Below are 20,254 nucleotides of genomic sequence, written 5' to 3'. Positions count from 1 at the left end.
TGCTTTGGCTTTGGCTGTTGACGTTGCCGTTGCCGTTGCCGTCGATTCGGCGGGTGCAGGGCGCAGCCCTGCCGAACCCTATCCCTCTGCCATCGTCTGCCACCACTGCGCCAGCAACTCCGGCCGCCGCAAGCGCTCGCGCCACCAACGCAGAGCCGCGCCATCTTCGCCCGTGCGCCAGGCCAGCCAGAAGGTCTCCTCCGGCTTGTGCTCCTCGACCTCGCGGATCACCAGCTGGCCACGCGCAACCGCCGCGCGCGCGCAGGGCTCGGGCAGGAAACCGAATCCCAGCCCCTGGCACTGCAGCTTCAACTTGCTGGCCATGTCCGGCACGGTCAACGTCTCCTGGCCCATCAACAGGCCCACTGTTCGTGGCAGCAGCCGCCGTGCCGAATCGGATACCGCGATCGCGCAATACGGCGCCAACTGCTCGCGGCCCAGCACACCCGGCACCGTCGCCAACGGATGCCCCGGCGCCACCGCGAACACAAAACCAACGCTGCCCAGCGGTTCGACCACATAACCCCCGCCACTGGGGCCCTCGCCCGGCGCGCCCACCAGCAGGTCGGCACGCCGGTCCAGCAGCGCTTCCCAGGTACCGGACAACGCCTCGCCGAACAGGCGCAATCGGGTCGGCGCCGCCACCTCACGGAATGCAGCAATATCCGGTCCCAGCAGCCAGGTCGGGAACACCGAATCCACCGCCAGGGTCAATTCAGCCTCCCAGCCCGAGGCTACGCGCCGTACCCGCAGCTCAAGCTCCCGTGCCGCACGCAGCAGGTGCCTGCCCTCCTCCAGCAACGCGCGCCCAGCCTCGGTCGGTTCCGCCCGCGGGCCGATCCGGTCGAACAGCTGCACACCAAGATCCTCTTCCAGCTTGGCCACGGTGTAGGAAATGGTCGAGGGCACCTTGTGCAGGGCCTTGCCGGCGCCGGCAAAGGAGCCTCGGCGGTCGATCGCGTCCAGGATCTGCAGGGCATCGAGGCTGAGCTTGAGCATTCGAAATTTTCGATGATGGCTGTCAAAACTATCCGTTTTTCAAACCCAAGGTGCAAGCGGATACTTCTCTTCAACGGGGAAACACAGTGGCTACCAGCCCACCCCGCCCCATCGAAACCATCGAACAAGGAGATTCCATCATGCTGCAGATCCGCAAGAGCGCTACCCGTGGCCTGGCCGAGCATGGCTGGCTGTCCTCGCGCCACACCTTCTCGTTCGCCAACTACTACGACCCCCGCTATGTGAGCTTCGGCCCGCTGCGGGTCATCAACGAAGACAAGGTGATCGGCGGCCAGGGTTTCGGCACCCACAGCCACAGCAACATGGAAATCGTCTCCTACGTGCTGGGCGGCGCACTGGAGCACAAGGACTCGATGGGCACCGGTTCGGTGCTGCGCTACGGCGACGTGCAGCGTATGAGCGCCGGCAGCGGCGTCAGCCACAGCGAGTTCAACCATTCGGCCACCGATCCGGTGCATTTCCTGCAGATCTGGATCTTTCCGCAGACCGAGAACATCACGCCGTCGTATGAAGAGACCCACTTCACGCCGGAGAGCAAGCGCGGCCAGCTGCGCCTGATTGCCTCGCCGGATGGCGCCGATGGCTCGCTGCACATCCACCAGGATGCGCGCATCTTCGCCACCATCCTCGATGGCGAGCAGAAGCTGCATCACGCCCTGGCTGCCGGCCGCGGCGCGTATGTGCAGGTGGCGCGGGGCCAGCTGCAGGTCAACGGCATCACCCTGGAAGCGGGTGACGCGCTGCAGGTCAGCGACGAGGCACAGCTGACCCTGGAAAACGGCAACGACGCCGAAGTGCTGGTGTTCGACCTGCCGCTGTAACCCACACGCCCGCGATGCCGTCCAGCATCGCGGGCTTGTCATGTCGCAACGCGATCAGAACTTGTACGTCACCGCCAGCCGCACGTTGCGCGGCTCGCCCCAGGTGTAGGTGCTGTACCAGCTGAAGATCGTGTAATAGCGCTTGTCCAGCAGGTTGTTGACGTTGACGGTGGCCGACAGGCGATCGTTGAACTGGTAGCGCGCCATGGCATCCAGCAGCCAGTACGGCTGGGTGCGATGGACCACCGACGCACCATCGGCCGGGTTGGTGATGTTGCCGAACGTGGAATCCTGCCAGCGCGCACCGCCACCGACGGTCAGGCCCCGCCAGTCGCCGCGCAGGCGGTAGCTGGTGTGCAGGCTGAACTGGTTTTCCGGCTCCAGCGTGGACACCTTGGTCCCTGCCTGGCGGGCGATCTTGTGCGCAAAGCCGCCCTGCACCTGCCAGCCCTCGGCCAACTGCCCGGACATCTCCAGTTCGTAGCCCTTGGTGCGTACGCCCATCAATGCGCGATAGGCGATATCGCCGGTCGGCGTCTTGCCACCGGTAGGCTGGGCGAAGTTGTCCTGGTCAAGCTGGAACAGCGCCGCGCTGGCATTGAAGCGGCCGTCGAAGAACTCCGCCTTCAGGCCCATTTCATAGCTGCGGCCTTCCAGCGGATCCAGTGCCTTGCCCTGTTCGTCGCGCTCACCCTGCGGCTTGAAGATGGTGCTGTAGCTGGCGTAGACCGAATAGTGCTCGCCGAGGTCGCAGACCACGCCGGCATACGGCACGAACACGCCGGTCTCGCGCGTCTGCGGCGAACGGTAGCTGGCCAGGCGGCTGCCGACGATCACCTTCAACGGGTCGGCGATGTCGAAGCGACCGACCACGTACAGGCCGTTCTCGCGGGTCACCTCGTTGTTGCCATAACCGCGCTGCCATTCCGGCTCCGGGATGTCACCCTTCCAGCTGTTGTAGTCGGCAACGGCGGTCGGGTATCCGGGCTGCGGCGAATAACCGGTGTTGGTCCAGCGCTTGCGCGACGCACTGCCGCCGACCACCAGTTCATGCTGGCGGCCGAACAGACCGAAGTTGCCACTCAGGTAGAAGTCGGCAGCGTTGCTGACGGTCTTGCCGACATACTTGCCCAGCCACAACGAAACGCCTTCGCCGGTGACCGGATCGGGATTGCCGCCGGCCGCACCTGCCAGCGCGGCATCGTAGCCATTGACCTGGTGGTTGAGCTGCAGCTTGGCCACCCAGTCGTTGTCGAACGTATGTTCCAGCGTGGCAAAGCCGGTGCGCACGTACTGGCGCCAGCCACTCCAGCGGGTACCGTTGTTGAACGAGCGCGGCATGTCATTGAAATTGCCCTGGCTGTCCAGCAACGGAATGCCGCCCCAGGTCGAGCCCTTGGGGTCGCTCTCCAGCACGTCGCCCCCCACGGTCAGCAGCGTGCGTTCGCCCAGATCGGCTTCCAGTACGGCATAGCCGACCTTGCTGGTGCGCTGGTAGAAATCCAGATTGGAATGCTTGTCCTGCCAGGCACCTACCGCGCGCCCGCGCACGCGGCCATCGGCAGTCAACGGGCCGCCGACATCGACTTCTGCACGGTAGTCGTCCCAGCGACCGACGCCAAGCGTCGCACTGCCCGCAAATTCCCTGCCCGGTTTCTTGCGCACCAGGTTGATGGTCGCACCGGGATCGCCCATGCCGGTCAGCAGGCCGGTGGCACCCTTGAGCACTTCGATGCGGTCGTAGATCGCGGTATCGCTGAGCGTATTGCCGGCCGAGTAGGCCGAGTCGCGCGACATCGGAATACCGTCGTACTGGAAGTTCTGCACGGCAAAACCACGTGCGTAGTACTCGGTGCGCTCGCTGTCGTAGGTGACGATGCTGATGCCCGGGGTCACCCGCATTACGTCATCGATGCCGTCCAGGCCGAAGTCGTCCATCTGCGCACGGGTGATCACGCTGATGGTCTGCGGGGTCTGCCGCGGCGTCAGTACCAGGCGGGTGGCGGTAGCGATGGTGCCCGGCGTGTAGGCGCCGCTGCCTTCGGTGATGGTGCCCAGCTGGTTGGCGGTGACCTGCACGGTCTGCAGCGTCTGCGAGGGCGTCTTGCCCTCTTCTTCAGCCGGTGCGGATTGCGCCGAGGCGGCGCCGGCAGCGGCCACTGAGATCAGCAGAAGACCATGGGCAAGAGCCCTCGCCAACGGGCGACGACGCAGGGAGAGGACGGAAAAACGAACAGGCACGGACGACACGACGGGACCTCCACGAAGGGGTGGGATCCTCTGGCGGCGGCTCGAGGGAAAGAGGGAATGGCGGCCAAGGGCCGCAGGCGCAGGAGTTTACTCTCCTGCGCTTCCGCTGTCGTGGGTGGCGCCCGGGCCTGAGCAGGCGCTGCCCCGTGGCAAACGTCAGCCGTCGACGGACGCCACCGCCTCCAGGATCAGTGCTGCCACCTCGGCCGGATGCGAGGCCAGCGAGGCATGGCTCGCTTCCAGCTGCAGCAGGCGCTTGGGCTGCATGCGTTCGGCCATGGCCTTCTGGTTCTGTGGCGAGATCATCCGGTCCTGGCTGGAAAGCTGGTACCAGCTCGGCTTGTGCTTCCACGCCGGATCGCTGATCGCATCGCCGAAGGTGCTGGCCAGCGGCGCCTTCTGGGTCACCGCCATCACCCAGCCTTCGTCGGCGCTGAGGTCCTGGCAGAAACTCTCATGGAACTTGTCGGCACGCAGCCACAGATAGCCATCACTGTCCGGGGCGAGGTTCGGTGCTGCTTCGGGCAGGTGCTGCTGGGTAATGCCGCCGGGGCTCTCACCACTGTCCGGCGCGAATGCAGCGATGTAGACCAGGCCCTGCACATTGGGCTGGTTGCCGGCTTCGGTGATCACCGCGCCCCCATAGGAATGCCCGACCAGTACCACCGGGCCATCAATCTGGCGGATCATCCGGCGCGTCCGCTCGGCGTCGTTGACCAGCGAGGTCAGCGGCAGTTCGACCGCCTTCACCTGGTCGTGGCCCTTGCGGTGCAGTTCCAGGATCACCTTGGCCCAGTGTGCGGCCCCGCCCCAGAACCCATGGACGAGGAGGATGGTCGGTGTGGTGCTCATGCGCTGATCTCCGGCAGCGGCCGGGCGGAATGCCGACCGTCGGGCTACTCTCCACCGATGGCGTTAATCAACGGTGACGCATCCGGACCACTGCAATCGTATGCGTCGCTCGATGTCACGCATGGCACTTGCCCGGCGCGCCTGAAAACGTTTTCATGAGGGTGATCCTCTGGAGCCTTCCTCGCGCATGACGCCTTCTTCTCCCCGCGCCCAGCAGCACGCGACCCGCGCTGCCTTCTTCATTCCCGGCTTTGCCACTGCTGCCTGGGCACCGATGGTGCCGTTCGCCAAGGCCAAGGCCGGGTTGTCCGATGCCAGCCTCGGCGGGCTGCTGCTGTGCCTGGGACTGGGCTCATTGCTGGCGATGCCGCTGGCAGGTGCGTTGACCGCGCGGCTGGGCTCGCGCCGCTTGATGATCGCCACCACGGCGTTGATTCTGCTCGCCCTGCCACTGCTGACGCTCGCTCCTACGCCGCTGGCACTGGGGGCGACGCTGTTCGTGTTCGGTGCGGGTGTGGGCGCGATGGACTGCACGATGAACATGCAGGCGGTGGCCGTCGAGCGCGATGCGGGCCGCCCGATGATGTCCGGCTTCCACGCGTTCTACAGCATCGGTGGCTTCGTCGGCGCCGGCTGCATGACCGGCCTGCTGGTTCTCGGTACGCCGCTGTGGCTGGCGTCACTGGTCGCCGTGGCGGCCATGCTGCTGGTGGCCGTGCTGTCGGCCCCGCACTGGCGCCCGCAGCGCATCCTGCATGATGGCCCGATGCTGGCCGTGCCGCACGGCGTCGTGCTGTTCATCAGCGTGCTCGCCTTCGTGGTGTTCCTGGCCGAGGGCTCGATGCTCGACTGGAGCGCGGTGTTCCTGGCCGAAGTGCGGCAGGTGCCGCGCGACCAGGCCGGTGCCGGCTTTGCGGTGTTCACGCTGGCGATGACCGCGATGCGCCTGTTCGGCGATGGCATCGTCGAGCGCCTTGGCCGCACCCGCACCATCGTCATTGGCGGCATCACCGCAGCAGCCGGCTTCGCGCTGGCCACGCTGGTGCCCTCCTTCGCGATGGCACTGGTCGGCTACGTGCTGGTGGGCCTGGGCTGCGCCAACATCGTGCCCGCCCTGTTCTCGATGGCCGGCCAGCAGCGCGCGATGCCGGAGAGCATTGCGATCACCGCAGTCACCACGCTGGGCTATGCCGGCATCCTTGCGGGCCCCGCAGCGATCGGCGCGCTCGCCCACGCCACCAGCCTGGGCTTTGCCTTCCTGTGCGTGGCGGCGATGCTGCTGGGCGTGGCGGCGTCGGCGCGTTCACTGGCCCGCCGCCTGCCCTGAAGGCTCAGCTGCGCGCTGGGGTCTTTGCCGGTGCATCGACGCCGTGCACCAGCCACTCGGCCTGGGCCGGCAACTGCGGCGCTGGGCACGCGGACTTCGGGTGGTGTTCGTCGCGCGCCATCCAGTCATCGACCACCCCGGCCAGCAGGTCCAACCGCAGCGGCAGGGTGATGTGATCTTCGCCGCGCATCTCGATGTAGTGCGCACGCGGGTTGGCCTGTGCCAGCGCACGCCCCTGGCTGACCGGAATGTGCTGGTCGCCCTGCCCGTGCAGCAGCAGCACGCAGGCACGGGTATCGGCCAGCGCGCGTGCCACGTCCACCTGGTCCAGGTCCACGTCGATGCGGCGGCTGGCGGCGGCCACCACCTGGTTGATGTCCTGGCTGCCGTAGCGCCAGCGTGCATACGAGGCGATGGCCTTTGCCTTCAAGCCTTCCGGCTGCAGCGCCATCAGATGCGGAATCATGGTGCGGATCGCTACGCCGGCATTGGCAAACGATTCCATCGCCACCACGCCTGCGACCTGGTCGCCCAGCTTGTCGGCGGTGAACAGTGCGGTGGCAGCGCCATAGGAAACGCCGAACAGGTACAGCGGACCGGTCACCTCGCCGCGCGCGCGCAGTTCGGCGATGACATCCACCACATCGTCCGATTCATAGGTGCCGTAGCCAGAGGGGCCGGCGCCGGACTGGCCATGGTTGCGCAGGTCCAGGGTGACCACGCGGTAGCCCGACTCGGCCAGCTGCAGCGACCACGGCAGCATCGAATCACCGTTCATCATCCAGCCGTGCAGCAGGACCACGGTGCCACGCGGCGCCTGCGCGCGGAACGGTTGCGGTACCGCCAGGCTCAGCCCGGTATCCAGCGGCAGGCCGTTCTGGTGCTGCTGCGGCAGGTAGCGGTAGCGCGCACCATAGTCACCCGGATCGAAAACACGCCAGAAGATCGGCACGCCATCACGGCCCGCGGCGAAGCCATGCCGGTTCGGCAACGCAGCCACGGCCGCGGCGATCCGCGGCTGATCAAGCAGGGTCGAAACGCCACCGGGCGCGATCAGGCGGTCGCTGAGCGAGGTGGACGAGGCGGTCATCGAAGAAGAGCATGCAGCCAGCCACAGGCCGGCGCACGCCAGCAAAAGCAGCAGCAGGCGCTTCATGGGCAGTCAGGGGAAAAGTGCGACAGCGTGGCAGGTTAGCGGTCACGCCCGACGCCATCTATCGCAGCCGGATGACGGGTTGATGACAGCGCAGGATCGATTCAGCTTGTCACAATGTCGCGACCGGCCGAAGCATTGATCCGGATCAATGAACGCCATCGCATCAATGGCCACAGTGCCGGCATGCGCACCTCGTTCAAGCTCGCCATTGCCCTGGCCGCCACATTGGCCGCCGCCTACGGCATCGCCCGCAGCACGCCGTACTGGTTCGCCCCGCGGCAACAGGCCGAGGTCGATATCCACGACCCGACCCTGATCGAGCAGGGCCGGTATGTGTCACGTGCCGCCGACTGCGCCGCCTGCCACACCGCACCGGGCGGCAAGCCCTTCGCCGGTGGGCTTGGCATGCAGACGCCGATGGGCACGCTGTATTCGACCAACATCACCCCGGACCCGGATACCGGCATCGGCGCGTACGACTATGCGGATTTCGAGCGCGCGGTGCGGCGTGGCATCCGCCATGACGGCCAGCCGCTGTATCCGGCAATGCCCTACGCCTCGTACGTGATCGCCAGCGATGCCGAGATCAAGGCGCTGTATGCCTACTTCATGGGCGCAGTGCAGCCGGTCCGGCAGGGCAACGCCGAGAGCACGATTCCATGGCCGGCCAACATGCGCTGGCCGCTTGCCTGGTGGCAGCTGCTGTTCGCACGCCCACGCAGCTTCACCCCTGATCCAACCCTGGATGCCGGCCAGCAACGCGGCGCCGAACTGGTTGAAGGCCTCGCCCACTGCGGCGCCTGCCACACCCCGCGCGGGCTGGCCTTCCAGGAAAAGACGATGGCCGATGACGGCAGCCGCCAGTTCCTGTCCGGCTCGGTGCTGGAAGGCTGGTATGCGAAGAACCTGCGCAACGAGGCTACCGGCCTGGCCAGCTGGAGCGAAGCCGAGATCGTCGAGTTCCTGCGTACCGGCCGCACCGATCGTTCCGCGGCCTTCGGTGGCATGGCCGATGTGGTCGAGCACAGCACGCAGTACCTGTCCGACGCCGATCTGCTGGCGATGGCGCGGTATCTGAAGCAGCTGCCAGCACGGGAAGGCCGCAGCGCGCAGTGGACGCCGGGCAGCGACACCACCACCGCCGCACTGCGCGGCGGCGACTACCGGGTGGCCGGTTCGCTAGCCTACGCCGAACACTGCCAGGCCTGCCATCGTGCAGATGGCCGTGGCATGCCACGGGTCTACCCTGCCCTGGCCGGCAACTCCATCGTGTTCGCCGACGATCCCAGCTCGCTGGTGCAGGTAACCCTGATCGGTGGACGCACGCCGCACACGCCGCATGACCGGATGGCATTCACCATGCCGGGCTTCGAGCAGCTGCCCAATGCGCAGCTCGCCGACATCCTCACCTTCATCCGCAACAGCTGGGGCAACCAGGCCAGTGCGGTCAGTGAACTGGACGTGGCGCGCATGCGCCGGGTAGTGCGTGACAAGCCGGTGCATGTGGTCCCGCAGGAGACGGCGCAATGAGGCGTTCGAAGAAGCGTTCCAGAGCGATGATCGCCAGCGCAGTGGTTGCGGTGCTGCTGGCCGGCGCCGGCACGCTGCTGTACCAGCATCTGTACCCGGACCTGGATGCGGAGGTGGCGAGGACTCTGGATATCCTCGACGGTCACGGCCAGGTGGTGGGCCAGTACCACGTGCCCAGTGCCGAAGAGATCGCCAGCCTCGGCAACGCAGACGCGGTGATGTTCGGCCGTCGCCTGCTCAACGAGACCGCACGCTTGCTGCCGGACAACGTCGGCAACGATCTGAACTGCAATTCCTGCCACATGGCCGAAGGCAAGCGACCGTTCGGCAATCACTACTTCAACACCGGCGGTGGCAGCTACCCGCGCTACATGCCGCGCCCGGGCAGGGAAATCGGCTTGGCCGAGCGCATCAACGGCTGCCTGCAGCGTTCGATGAACGGCAAACCGCTGGCCAAGGATGCACCGGAGATGCGCGCGATGCTGGAATACATGGCGTGGCTGAGCCGCCCGGTACCGGAGGGTGCACGCGTAGCCGCGCCCAGCGAAGGGCCGATCGACAGCACGCTGACGCCGGACCCGGTACGTGGGCAGGCGCTGTATGCCGCGCAGTGCGCTGCCTGCCACGGCAACAACGGAGAGGGCCAGCGAGATGCCAGTGGCGATATCGCGTTCCCGCCGCTGTGGGGCGAGCGCAGCTTCAACATCGGTGCCGGCATGGCGCGGTTGTACAAGGCCGCGGGCTTCGTCAAGCACAACATGCCGCCGGCAGTGACCCGTGAACCGCCGCTGGGCCAGCAGGTGATGCCCGACCAGGATGCGGTGGATATCGCCAGCTACTTCATCCACCAGCCGCGCCCGGACTTCGCCGGCAAGGCCAAGGACTGGCCACGCGACCCGAAACCGAAGGACGCGCGATACTGAGGGACGCCGCCGGTGTTGCCGGCCGTCACACAACACACTCCCTGCATCTGCGCGTCACCGCCATGTCATCGGCGCTGCCGACACTCCCGGACTTTCCTCCCCTGAAGGTCCGGTTTCGATGCGAACGATTGCGCGCTTTCCCCGTATCTCGCTGCTTGCCCTGCTGATTGCTCCCGCACTGGATGCCCTGGCTGAAGCACCTCAGGGCGATGCCGCCGATACGCGAAGCGCCGACGCGCGGACCTTGGACCAGGTGCAGGTGATCGGCCAGGCCACCAGCTATGCCAAGACCTCGGTGCGCCAGGAAACCTTGAACCGGCAGACCGTATTGAGCAGCGTCAATGGCGCGCTCAACGAAGTGCCCGGAGTGGTCGTCAGCGAAGCCGATGCCACCGGCTCGTCGGTCTGGGGCACGCAGATCAGCATGCGCGGCTTCGTCACCAACCGCGACACCCAGCAGATCGGCACCACCATCGACGGCCTGCCCAATGGCGGTTCCGGTTATGGCGGCGGCTCGCTGGCCAACCGCTACATCGACACGCTCGACCTGGAAACGGTGGAAGTGAGCCAGGGCACGGCCGATATCTCCTCGCGCTCGAACGAGGCGCTGGGCGGCACCCTGAACTTCCTCACCAGCGATCCACTGCAGGAACAGCGCCTGCGCATGGTGGTAGGTGCCGGCGACAATGAGGCGCGCAAGTACTACGTGCGCTACGACACCGGCCTGCTGGCCGGACATACCCGCGCGTGGATCAGCGCATCCTCGGCGCGCGTGCATGACTGGATCGATGGCACCGGCCACACCAGCAACGACAACATCGCCGGCAAATTCATCACCGAGCTGGACCGCTGGACCTTGACCGGCTACCTGTCCTACAACGATGCCGACGAGCCGGAGTACACCAGCGTTTCACCGAAGGGCTTCGCCACCAACCCGGACCGCGACGGCCTGGTCGGCACCCTCACCGGCATTCCGTATCTGGACCAGAACTACCGCTCCGGTTCACGCGCACTGCGCGAGAACACCTTCGGCTACCTGCGCGCGGCCTTCGATGGCGGCAACGGTTTCAAAGCCTCGATGGCTGCGTACGGGCACCGCATGCAGGGCCGCGGTGACTGGCTGCCGCCGTACCTGGCCGATGTCAGCGACGATGGCGCCGGTCGCCCGCAGTCGGAGTACCTCGGCGGCAGGACGGTCTACGGCGGCAGCAACCGCGGCCAGATCTACTTCGTGAACCCCGATGGCAGTTCCGCCCAGCGTCTGGCCAACTGCACGCCGCGACTCGGCTTCAGCGCCGAGTACGACCCCAACTGCTACGCCGGCAATGTGCAGGGCGCACAGTCCTACCGCCATTCCCACTACGACAACGATCGCATGGGCGTCACCGCCGACGTCGAATGGCGGCAGACCTTCGGCGCGATCGACAACACGATCCGCGGTGGCCTGTGGGTCGAGAAGCTCGACCGTTCCGTGCGCCGCGACTGGCACCGCCTGCTCAACGTCGGCCAGGACATCGCCTTCGACCACCAGCCCTACTGGGTGCAGTTCGAAGACAAGTACAAGGTCGATGAGCAGATGTACTACGTCGAGGACGTGGCCCGCTTCGGTCCGTTCAGCGCGCGCCTCGGCGTGAAGCAGTTCTTCGTCGACCAGTCGCGTCGCCGTGTGATCGGCGCCGCCGAGAATGTGAAGTCCGATTCGAAGTCCGATCCACTGCTGTCCACGGGCTTCACCTGGGCTCCGGGTGTGGAGGGCATGGAGCTGTTCGCCGGCTACTCGCAGAACTTCGCCGCGATCCCCTCCGGCGTGCTGGGTGAAACCGATCCGCAGCGCTTCCGCAACGTCGAACCGGAAACCGCCGACAACATCGAACTGGGCATGCGCATCAGCCGCTGGCCGCTGACCGCTTCGGTCACCCTGTACAACATCAAGTTCGACAATCGCATCGTCTACCTGCCGGCCGGTCTGGTCAGCGGCATCGACTACCTCGGCGAAACCGATGGCGTCTACGAGAACTTCGGCGGCGTGGAGAGCAACGGCCTGGAAGCAGCCTTCGGCTACGGCTGGGACAATGGCTGGCGCATCAATGCCGCCTACACCTACAACCGCTCCAAGTACCTCGGCAGCGGCAACGACGCGCGCGACAAGCAGCTGGGCATCGTCGACGGCGCCAAGGTGATCGGCCAGCCCGAGCAGATCCTGGTGGTGTCGGCCGACTGGCAGGGTGAGAACTGGAACTTCGGCCTGTCCGGTCGCTACCTCGGCGAGCGCTACCTGGATGCGGCCAACGTCAACAAGCTGCCGTCGGCTACCGTGTTCAACGCCAACATCGGCTTCGACCTGCAGGGCCTGTCGCCGCGCCTGAAGGGCATGGGCGCCAACCTGGTGGTGAGCAACCTGACCGACAAGCGCTACCTTGCAGGGGTGGACGGCCGCGACAACGCCTTCATCGGCGCCCCGCGCACCGTCGGCATCTCCTTCCGCGTGGACTTGTGAGTGTGACCCTGTGACCGATACCGGCCGACGCCGACTGTTGCAGGCCGGCGTCGCCGCCGGCCTTTCGCCGCTGCTGCCCAGCATCGCCCGGGCCGCAGCGATCGCCCCTGCTTCGCGCACGCGCAGCCTGCAGGACCTGCAGCACATCGTGGTGTTCATGCAGGAGAACCGCTCGTTCGACCACTACTTTGGCACGTTGCCGGGCGTGCGTGGCTTCGGTGACCGTTTCGTTGCGCCGGCATCGCCGCTGCCCGGTGGCGACCACCCGCGCAGCCTGTGGCTGCAGCCCGATGCCAGCGGCCAGCGCGCGATCGCCCCTTTCCCGTTGGATACCGCTGCGCACTTCGGCTACATGCGAGTTGAGGGCACGCCCCACACCTGGCCGGATGCACAGCAGGCGTGGGACCACGGACGCATGGCGCACTGGCCGAAGGCCAAGCAGAACCATTCGATGGGCTACTTCCAGCGCAGCGACATGCCGTTCCAGTTCGCCCTGGCCGATGCGTTCACCCTGTGCGATGCCTACCACTGCGCGATGCAGGCCGGCACCAACCCGAACCGCGTGTTCCTGTGGACCGGCCACAACGACGCCCAGGCCCGCGCAGGCGGCCCGGTGATCGCAAACTCGCACGACAATTTCCCCGAGCAGGGCGGCCATCCGGACTCGTACCGCTGGACCAGCTATGTCGAGCGATTGCAGCAGGCCGGCGTGTCCTGGCAGATCTACCAGGACATGGCCGACAACTTCACCGACAACCCGCTGGCCGGGTTCGAGGCCTTCCGCCAGGCACACCGCGGCGACCCGGGGCACGACCCGGAGCTGCGCGCACGCGGCGTCAGCACCCGTGGCCTGGCGCAGCTGCGCGAGGACGCGATCAGCGGCCGCCTGCCGCAGGTCAGTTTCATCATCGCAGATGCGGCCGGCAGCGAGCATCCGGGGCCGTCCAGCCCCGCGCAGGGCGCCGCCTATACCGCACGCCTGCTGGATGCATTGACCGCCGACCCGGAGGTGTGGAGCCGCACTGCCCTGCTGTTGATGTTCGATGAGAACGATGGCTTCTTCGACCATGTACCGCCACCGGCACCGCCCTCCCCGCTTGGCGATGGCTGGGCCGGTGCGTCGGCGGTCAGCACCGAGGGCGAATACCACCGCAACCCGGCACCGGGCGACGAGAAATACGATGCCGCCGGGCTGCGCGGTCGTCCCTATGGTCTCGGCCCGCGCGTTCCGTTGTATGTAATTTCGCCGTGGAGCCGTGGCGGCTGGGTCGACTCGCAGGTGTACGACCACACCTCGGTGCTGCGTCTGATCGAGCGTCGCTTCGGCGTGGCCGCACCGGACATCTCGCCGTGGCGGCGTGCGGTCTGCGGTGATCTCAGCAACGCCTTCGACTTCGCCCAGCGCGACACGCGTCCCTTCGTCAAGGCGCTGCCGGATGTCACCGCCGTGGCAGCGCGCGCCGCCGCCCTGCCCGGCCGTACCGTGCCTGCGCTGCCCGATGGCCTGCATCCGGCCCGCCAGGAGCCGGGCGTGCGTCCGGCGCGGGCACTGCCCTATCGGCCGCAGGTGCAGGCCACGTCGGTGGATGGCGAGGGCATCACCCTGCAGCTCGCCAGCGATGGCGCCACGGCCGTGCTGCATGTCTACGACCGCCTGCACCTGGATGCCATCCCGCGCCGTTACACCGTGGTGCCGGGTGCCCCGTTGCAGGATCGTTGGCCGCTGGATGCACAGGGTCGCTACGACCTCTGGCTGCTGGGGCCGAATGGATTCCATCGCCACTATCGCGGCGATGGCACGCTCGCACCCTTGCATGCACAGGTGGAGCGTGCCGACGGCCAGCTGCGGCTGGTGCTGCGCAATAGATCGCCTTCAGCGCGCAGGGTCCAGGTACAGGGCGGCGCCTACGCGGGCCACATGCCTGCACGGGAACTCCAGCTGGTGGCCGGAGCGGAAACCGTACTGGCCTGGGACCCGACACCGACCGCAGGCTGGTACGACCTGATCGTGCGTTCGGAGGGCGTCGAGCAACGCCTGGCCGGCCGTGCCGAAGATGGCCGCCCTGGTACGAGCGACCCTGCCATGGGCACCGCACCGTTGCGCTTCGAACACGGCTGAACGTTCTTCTGTAGAGCCGGGCGCCTGCCCGGCTCTACAGCGCAGGACAGTCGGCTCAGGCCTCCTGCAACCCCGGCCGGCCGTGCTCCACCGCATAGCGCTTCCAGCTCTGCAGCGCGCCGTTCGGCCGCATGACCGTATCGAGCGTCTTCATGTCACCGATCCAGGCATCACGGGTGACATCACACAGCACGTAACCGCGCTTGTCCGTCGTCGCCTTCAAGTGGGGGCTGTGCCGCAGCTGGTTCTCTGCATAGGCATCCACGCCCTGCCCGTCAGCGCCCGAGCTGATCGACGTCGCCAGGAACTCGCTGGAAATCACCCCGGAATCGACGTTGTCCTGCACCAGGTCGCTGGCATAGTGACGGTGTGCATCGCCACAGGCGGTCACCACGTTACCGAAGCCCACCTTCTGGATGTGATCGAGCAGGCGCCGGCGGCTGGACAGGTAGCCGGACCACTGGTCATCGGAAGATTGCACCACGCCGTCCTTCTCGCGCATGTAATTGCCCAATGAGACCTGGTGCGCGATCGCGTGCCAGCGTGGCGCGGCATCGGCCAGGCCATCGAACAGCCATTGCTCCTGCTTCGCACCCACAATGCTGCGCTCGGCAGATTCCACCTGTCCGCGCTGCGCCATGTCCACCTGCTTGCTGCGGTACTGGCGGGTATCGAGCAGGTGCAGGTCCAGCAGCGTGCCGTAGCGTGCGCGACGGAACATCTGCATATGACCCTCGCGCGGGAACGACGAAGCACGCAACGGCATGTTTTCGTAGTACGCCTGGAACGCCTGTGCGCGGCGCAGCAGGAACAGCTCGCTGGGCGTACCGTCCTGGTCTTCGGCACCCGCCCAGTTGTTGTCCACTTCATGGTCGTCGAACGTCACGAACCACGGTGACGCGGCGTGCGCGGCCTGCAGATCAGCATCGGTCTTGTACTGTGCATAGCGGCGGCGATAGTCGTCGAGCGTATAGGTCTGCGGGCCAACGTGGTTGCGCAGGTTGGTGAACGGCTGACCGTTCATCTTCCGCACGCCCGTCTGGCTTTCGCCCTCATAGATGTAGTCGCCGTAATGGAACACGAAATCGAGTGGTTCCTCGGCAATGTGCCGCCAGGCCGTGTAGTGCCCTTCCTCGAAATGCTGGCAGCCGGCCACCGCGAAGCGCACGCGCGTGATCGGTGCGTTCGCCGCAGGCAGGGTGTGGGTGCGCCCGATCGCACTGGCATGGCCTCCCACGGTGAAGCGATACCAGTACGGCCGCCCAGGCAGCAGGCCATCCAGTTCCACGTGCAGCGCATGGCCAAGTTCGGGGTGGGCCAGCGAGGTTCCCTGCCGCACCACGGTGCGCATGGTCTCGTCAGTGGCCACCTGCCATCCCACCACCATCGGCCGGGTGGGCATGCCGCCACCGAACACCAGCGGCTCGGTGGCCAGCCGCGTCCACAGCACCAAGCCGTCGGCCGACGGATCACCCGACGCCACGCCCAGGGTGAAGGGCGTACTGGCAAAGCGCGGCGAGGCCAGCAGATTGCGCGGATTCAGTGCTGCCGCATCGCTCTGTGCAGCCAGCGCGCGGGCAGTCCCGGCCCACGCACCCAATGCGGAAAGTCCCGACAGGGCAAGGAAGCGCCTGCGATTGATCGTATCCAAGACGGCCGCCCTCAGTTGTAGATGATGTGGAAGTAGAAGAAGCGACCGTAGTCATCGATCTCGGTGCGGAAGCGCCCGCTCGGACCGGTGCTGTAGGTCGGCTGGGTATTGAACAGGTTCTTGGCCTCGTACTTCAGCGTCACGTGCTTGCTGACCTTGTGGCTGAAGGCCAGGTTGAAGGTCATGTACGGGTCGTAGTACGAGTCCAGCCACTGGGTATCGCCGAAGTCGACCAGCATGCGGCTGCGGTAGGTGCCGGACACGCGCAGCTGCGAGCTCTTCCACGGCATGCGCCAGATCACCGAGCCGTTCACCGACCAGTCCGGCTGGTACAGCAGGCGGTCCAGGCGGCGCTCGCTGCCATCACTGATGCGGTAGTTGGTCTGCCCGTCCAGGCGGGTCGCATTGAGGTACATGTCGAAGCGATGGCGGCCCCACTGCAGATTGCGGTTTGCCACCGCGAACTCGACACCGCGCAGCGTGGACTCATCGGTGTTCATCGGCTGGGTGACGCGGTAGCGGACATCGCCGATGTTCTCGAACGTGGTCAGGGTATAGATGTCGTCCTTGATCACCTTGTCGAACAACGCGACCGACACCAGGCCGTTGTTGCCGTTGAAATACAGGTCCCAGGCCAGGTCGAGGTTGGTTGAGCGGCGCGGCTGCAGCGAGGCATTGCCCTGCTTGATGGTGCAGAAACCTCCACCCAGCTCGTCATCGCCACAGCTGGTGCTGGTGGCCTGGGCGATGTTGCTGGGTGTCGGCCGGCCCAGCGTGCGGCTGGCGGAGAAGCGCAGGCGCTGGTTCTCGCTCAGCTTGAAGGTCGCGTTCAATGACGGCAGCAGGTTGTTGTAGCCGCCGCTGCTCTTGCGGAATGCCGAGGTGTAGGTGGTACCGCCATCATCACTGAACGGGCTGAACGCATCGAAGGTGGTGTGGTCATAGCGCAGGCCGCCGATCAGCAGCAGCCGGTCCCAGGCGTAATGCGCCGAGACGTAGGCGTTGGCGATGTCTTCCACGTACTTGTAGTCGCTGGTGAAATCGGCATTCGGGTAGGCCGCATCGTTGTTGCCCAGCTTCGGGTACAGCTCGTCATGCCACTTGCGGTTGTCGATCAGCGGGAAGCCGGGGACGCTGCCCAGCAGCGTCGAACCGGGATACAGATAGTCGTTCAAGGTCGCGCTGGTCTTGTAGTAATCGAAATCGATGTCCTGCCAGATCTTCAGGTGGCGATACTCGGCACCCGCGGCGAGACCGAAGCCGCGCGCATCGGCGTCGATGTTGTAGCTGAAGTCGGCACGCAGGTTGTCGATGCTCTCCTTGGCGTCACGCGGCGAGATGTAGGCCTGCGCGGGATTGAGCTTGAACGCCGAGCTGGTCAGCAGGCTGGAGTCCGAGACGCCCACCGCGTTCGGAAAACCATGGCTGTCGTTGGCATAGTCGACGAACAGGTTGCTCGGGTACGCGCGTACGCCCCAGTAGACCTGGGTGTTGTGGAAGGTCTCTTCGGTGTGGCCGGCGCGCAGCGTCAGCCGCGAAAGGTCGCCGATATCCCAGTTGAAGCTGGCGATCGCACCGCGATTGCTGCGGTCCCAGCGGTCATGGCGGTTCTTGATGTAGATGCTGTTGATCTGGGTGGTGCCGCCGTCCTCGGTCTGGTTGCGTATCGGGAACTTGGCGTTGCCATACAGATCGGTCTTGTTCATCGTCGAGTTCTCGTAGAACCGGTACGAGTACAGCAGCAGCGAGGCATAGAACGGATCGTCCGACGGTTTCCATTCCAGCTTGGCCGAACCACCGAAGTTGGTGATGTAGTTGGTGTAGGTGCCGGTGCTGAAGTTGCCCGGCGCGCGCAGGCCGTTCCAGCCTTTCGCCTCGTCCGGGCCGGTGGTTCCATCGGTGAGGTACTTGCCGGCATCGTTGTAGTAATAGTTCGATTCGACCCAGCGCTTGACGCTGTTGCGCGAGCGCTGTTCATAGCGCGCAACAGCGACGATGCCGAACTGATCATCGGCACCGAACTGGTTGGAGAACACCGCTTTGGCGCTCTTGCCGAAATGGCCCAGGGTCTTGTGGTCGCCACCCGCGCTGCGCCCCACGTTGGTCTCGGCCGTGGAATAGATGCCGGCCACGTCGGCGAACACATACTTGCCGGAGCGGTCAAAGGCACTGCGGCTGATGATGTCGATCACACCACCAATGGCATCTGGCGCCTGCTCGGCGCTGAAACTCTTGTAGATGTCCGTGCGGGTGCCGATGTCGCTGGGAATCAGCTGCAGGTTGTTCATGCGCTCGCCGGAGCCACTGCCACCCACGCTTGCGATCGCGATGCCGTCGATGGTCGTGTAGTTGAGATTGGCCTGCACGCCACGCACGGTCACATAGCGCGGTTCGCCCGCATCTTCCACCGCACTCAGGCCCGGCGCGGCCATCAGGCTTTCGGCCAGCGTCTCATCGCCGTAGCTGTCCATCTCATCGTAGATCACCGAATCCTTGATCACCGGCGAGGTCTTCTTCTGATCGATCACCTCATGGGCGGCGATCACCTTGATCGTTCCCAGCGTCGGAGCGACCACGGCCTCCGGCTGCCGGGGTGCCGGTGCGGCCGGCCTGTTTTCCCGTTGGGCCGGTGCCGCATCGATGGCGATCACGTTGCCATCCACCACCGTGTAGCGCAGGCCGGTGCCGGCCAGCAGCGTGTCCAGCGCCTGCTTGACGGTGGCCCCCCGCGGTACCGCGCCCGCCATCGGTGCATTGCCCGCGCCGGCATACAGGAACTGCACGCCGGAGCTGCGTGACAGCTGCTCCAGTGCCTGGCTCAAAGGCTGCGCGGCGATCGCTGCAGTTACCTTGGTCTCAAGCCCGCTGGACGACACCGCCTGCGCATGTGCGCCCAGGCAGGGAGACAAGGCCAGTACCACCGACAGATAGAGCTTCTTGCGCATCACGGTTCCTTGCAGGAGAGAGGATTGCTGCTGCCGCGTCGGCATTCGACAGCGGCTTCTCCCAAGTAAGAGCCGGCATCGGCGGAAGTGGAGAACGCCGATTCGATGAATTTTTTCTGACAGCCCATCGGCAGACCAGGATCAGCGGCTGGAGACCCATACCGTGTCCTGTTCGCGGCGGATGACGAAGCGCGCGTCCCGCTGCAGGAATGCCTGCAACGCGGCGACCCGATGCGCCTCCAGACTGCCCGACAGGCGCGCCGCGCGCGCCACATCATCGGTCACCCGTACCTGCACCTGGTTGTGCCGGTTGAACGCAGCAGCCACCTCGTCCAGCCGCTCATCACGGAACGACACCCGGCGCTGCTGCCAGTCCAGCAGCATCGACATCGGAATTTCCAGCGGCTGCACCGCATGACTGAGGTGATCGACCTGCACCACCCGCCCGGCGGGCAGCTGCGCCAGCCGGCGTTGCACATCACCGGCGGTCCAGACCTCCACCTCGCCGGAAACCACGCCGACACGCGTGCTCTGCAACCGTCGCGAGACATCGAACACGGTGCCGATGTCACGGATCTGCAGATCACCGACCCTCACCTGGAAGGGCCGGCGATCCGCTGCGATATCAAAGGTGGCCTCGCCCTGCAGCAGCTCGACGCGGCGGCTGAACCAGCCGATGTTCACCCGCAGACGGCTGTCTGCATTCAGCCGCACCTGGGTCCGGTCAGCCAGCACCACCTCACGCAGTTGCCCGTGCCCGGCGACCAGCATCTGTTCGCGCGGCATCAGCCACGGCAGCAGACCGGCCACCAGCACCAGGCCGCACGCCACCGCAGCCACCCGCCTCCAGAGCGGCCGGCGCGTTCGTGTTGCAGCCACGGCGTGCGGTGCGGGCACGGCCGCGGCGAACAACGGCACCACTTTCGCCGTTGCCGGCAGCATCGGCAGCGCTGCCCTGCCTCCCTGTTCCTGCGGGTGCACCGACATCGCCGCGCCCACCTGCCGGTGCAGATGCAGGGCATGCAGGTACGCGCGTACGTGCTCGGGCGAGCCCTTCATCCACGCCATGAACCCGGCGCGCTGCGCAGCGCTCAGGTCACCCTCGCGGTTGCACAGGAACCAGTGCGCAGCCTGTTCGGCCACCTCATCATCCATCGCTGCAG

The 20,254-nt window shown here is 66.1% G+C and carries 13 protein-coding genes; 6 read left to right on the top strand and 7 right to left on the bottom strand.

The window, feature by feature from the left end:
- Window positions 1–78 precede the first annotated feature (78 nt).
- Entirely contained in the window at window positions 79–999 is a 921-nt protein-coding gene (locus GIW57_RS14430) for a LysR family transcriptional regulator (protein WP_089240309.1), read from the bottom strand.
- A 140-nt stretch (window positions 1,000–1,139) separates the two neighbouring features.
- On the opposite strand from GIW57_RS14430, the gene GIW57_RS14425 reads away from it, so the two are divergent.
- On the top strand, window positions 1,140–1,841 hold the full coding sequence (locus GIW57_RS14425; protein ID WP_100464797.1) for a pirin family protein: 702 nt from the start codon (window positions 1,140–1,142) through the stop codon (window positions 1,839–1,841).
- A gap of 54 nt (window positions 1,842–1,895) precedes the next feature.
- Here GIW57_RS14425 and GIW57_RS14420 read toward each other — a convergent pair whose 3' ends face one another.
- Both GIW57_RS14420 and GIW57_RS14415 read right to left on the bottom strand, forming a co-directional pair.
- Window positions 1,896–4,091 carry a TonB-dependent siderophore receptor gene (locus tag GIW57_RS14420; RefSeq protein WP_236511678.1) on the bottom strand — a complete coding sequence of 732 codons (2,196 nt, stop codon included), beginning with the start codon at window positions 4,089–4,091 and terminating at the stop codon, window positions 1,896–1,898.
- Between the two features lie 156 nt (window positions 4,092–4,247).
- Window positions 4,248–4,943: an alpha/beta hydrolase gene (locus GIW57_RS14415; protein WP_236511676.1), complete on the bottom strand. Its 696-nt coding sequence runs from the start codon at window positions 4,941–4,943 to the stop codon at window positions 4,248–4,250.
- Window positions 4,944–5,130: 187 nt separating this feature from the next.
- Here GIW57_RS14415 and GIW57_RS14410 point away from each other — a divergent pair, with 187 nt between their 5' ends.
- The gene (locus GIW57_RS14410) at window positions 5,131–6,270 is read left to right on the top strand and encodes an MFS transporter (protein ID WP_099820119.1); all 1,140 of its coding nucleotides are present in this window, start codon (window positions 5,131–5,133) and stop codon (window positions 6,268–6,270) included.
- A 4-nt stretch (window positions 6,271–6,274) separates the two neighbouring features.
- Here the strand turns inward: GIW57_RS14410 and GIW57_RS14405 are convergent, their stop codons facing one another.
- Window positions 6,275–7,426: an alpha/beta fold hydrolase gene (locus GIW57_RS14405; protein ID WP_236511674.1), complete on the bottom strand. Its 1,152-nt coding sequence runs from the start codon at window positions 7,424–7,426 to the stop codon at window positions 6,275–6,277.
- A 183-nt stretch (window positions 7,427–7,609) separates the two neighbouring features.
- Here GIW57_RS14405 and GIW57_RS14400 point away from each other — a divergent pair, with 183 nt between their 5' ends.
- The 4 genes from GIW57_RS14400 to GIW57_RS14385 all read left to right on the top strand — a co-directional run bounded on the left by GIW57_RS14400 (window position 7,610) and on the right by GIW57_RS14385 (window position 14,495).
- Window positions 7,610–8,956, top strand: coding sequence for a cytochrome c (locus tag GIW57_RS14400; RefSeq protein ID WP_236511681.1), 1,347 nt, complete (start codon window positions 7,610–7,612; stop codon window positions 8,954–8,956).
- On the top strand, window positions 8,953–9,879 hold the full coding sequence (locus GIW57_RS14395) for a c-type cytochrome (RefSeq protein WP_236511672.1): 927 nt from the start codon (window positions 8,953–8,955) through the stop codon (window positions 9,877–9,879). The genes GIW57_RS14400 and GIW57_RS14395 overlap by 4 nt, the downstream gene beginning before the upstream one ends.
- Before the next feature lie 118 nt (window positions 9,880–9,997).
- Complete coding sequence (locus GIW57_RS14390) at window positions 9,998–12,376, top strand: TonB-dependent receptor (protein ID WP_236511670.1); 2,379 nt, start codon at window positions 9,998–10,000, stop codon at window positions 12,374–12,376.
- A gap of 10 nt (window positions 12,377–12,386) precedes the next feature.
- Window positions 12,387–14,495, top strand: coding sequence for a phospholipase C, phosphocholine-specific (locus tag GIW57_RS14385; protein WP_236511668.1), 2,109 nt, complete (start codon window positions 12,387–12,389; stop codon window positions 14,493–14,495).
- Between the two features lie 55 nt (window positions 14,496–14,550).
- Here GIW57_RS14385 and GIW57_RS14380 read toward each other — a convergent pair whose 3' ends face one another.
- The 3 genes from GIW57_RS14380 to GIW57_RS14370 all read right to left on the bottom strand — a co-directional run bounded on the left by GIW57_RS14380 (window position 14,551) and on the right by GIW57_RS14370 (window position 20,246).
- Window positions 14,551–16,146, bottom strand: a complete 1,596-nt coding sequence (locus GIW57_RS14380; protein ID WP_236511666.1) for an alkaline phosphatase D family protein — start codon at window positions 16,144–16,146, stop codon at window positions 14,551–14,553.
- An 11-nt stretch (window positions 16,147–16,157) separates the two neighbouring features.
- Window positions 16,158–19,091 (bottom strand): TonB-dependent receptor, encoded by a 2,934-nt coding sequence (locus tag GIW57_RS14375; RefSeq protein ID WP_236511664.1) that lies wholly within the window; start codon window positions 19,089–19,091, stop codon window positions 16,158–16,160.
- 141 nt (window positions 19,092–19,232) lie between these two features.
- Entirely contained in the window at window positions 19,233–20,246 is a 1,014-nt protein-coding gene (locus GIW57_RS14370; RefSeq protein WP_236511662.1) for a FecR domain-containing protein, read from the bottom strand.
- Window positions 20,247–20,254: the final 8 nt, after the last annotated feature.

It is taken from the genome of Stenotrophomonas sp. PA-6-5C (genome assembly GCF_021605635.1).
Taxonomy (GTDB): domain Bacteria; phylum Pseudomonadota; class Gammaproteobacteria; order Xanthomonadales; family Xanthomonadaceae; genus Stenotrophomonas; species Stenotrophomonas lactitubi.
This window is presented reverse-complemented; position numbering and strand designations above follow the sequence as displayed.

What these genes read in the sequence shown, in the direction of transcription:
- GIW57_RS14390 (WP_236511670.1), top strand. Translation starts at nt 9,998, where the DNA reads ATGCGAACGATTGCGCGCTTTCCCCGTATCTCGCTGCTTGCCCTGCTG.
- GIW57_RS14405 (WP_236511674.1), bottom strand. Translation starts at nt 7,426, where the DNA reads ATGAAGCGCCTGCTGCTGCTTTTGCTGGCGTGCGCCGGCCTGTGGCTG.
- GIW57_RS14400 (WP_236511681.1), top strand. Translation starts at nt 7,610, where the DNA reads ATGCGCACCTCGTTCAAGCTCGCCATTGCCCTGGCCGCCACATTGGCC.
- GIW57_RS14370 (WP_236511662.1), bottom strand. Translation starts at nt 20,246, where the DNA reads ATGGATGATGAGGTGGCCGAACAGGCTGCGCACTGGTTCCTGTGCAAC.
- GIW57_RS14425 (WP_100464797.1), top strand. Translation starts at nt 1,140, where the DNA reads ATGCTGCAGATCCGCAAGAGCGCTACCCGTGGCCTGGCCGAGCATGGC.
- GIW57_RS14395 (WP_236511672.1), top strand. Translation starts at nt 8,953, where the DNA reads ATGAGGCGTTCGAAGAAGCGTTCCAGAGCGATGATCGCCAGCGCAGTG.
- GIW57_RS14430 (WP_089240309.1), bottom strand. Translation starts at nt 999, where the DNA reads ATGCTCAAGCTCAGCCTCGATGCCCTGCAGATCCTGGACGCGATCGAC.
- GIW57_RS14375 (WP_236511664.1), bottom strand. Translation starts at nt 19,091, where the DNA reads ATGCGCAAGAAGCTCTATCTGTCGGTGGTACTGGCCTTGTCTCCCTGC.
- GIW57_RS14415 (WP_236511676.1), bottom strand. Translation starts at nt 4,943, where the DNA reads ATGAGCACCACACCGACCATCCTCCTCGTCCATGGGTTCTGGGGCGGG.
- GIW57_RS14410 (WP_099820119.1), top strand. Translation starts at nt 5,131, where the DNA reads ATGACGCCTTCTTCTCCCCGCGCCCAGCAGCACGCGACCCGCGCTGCC.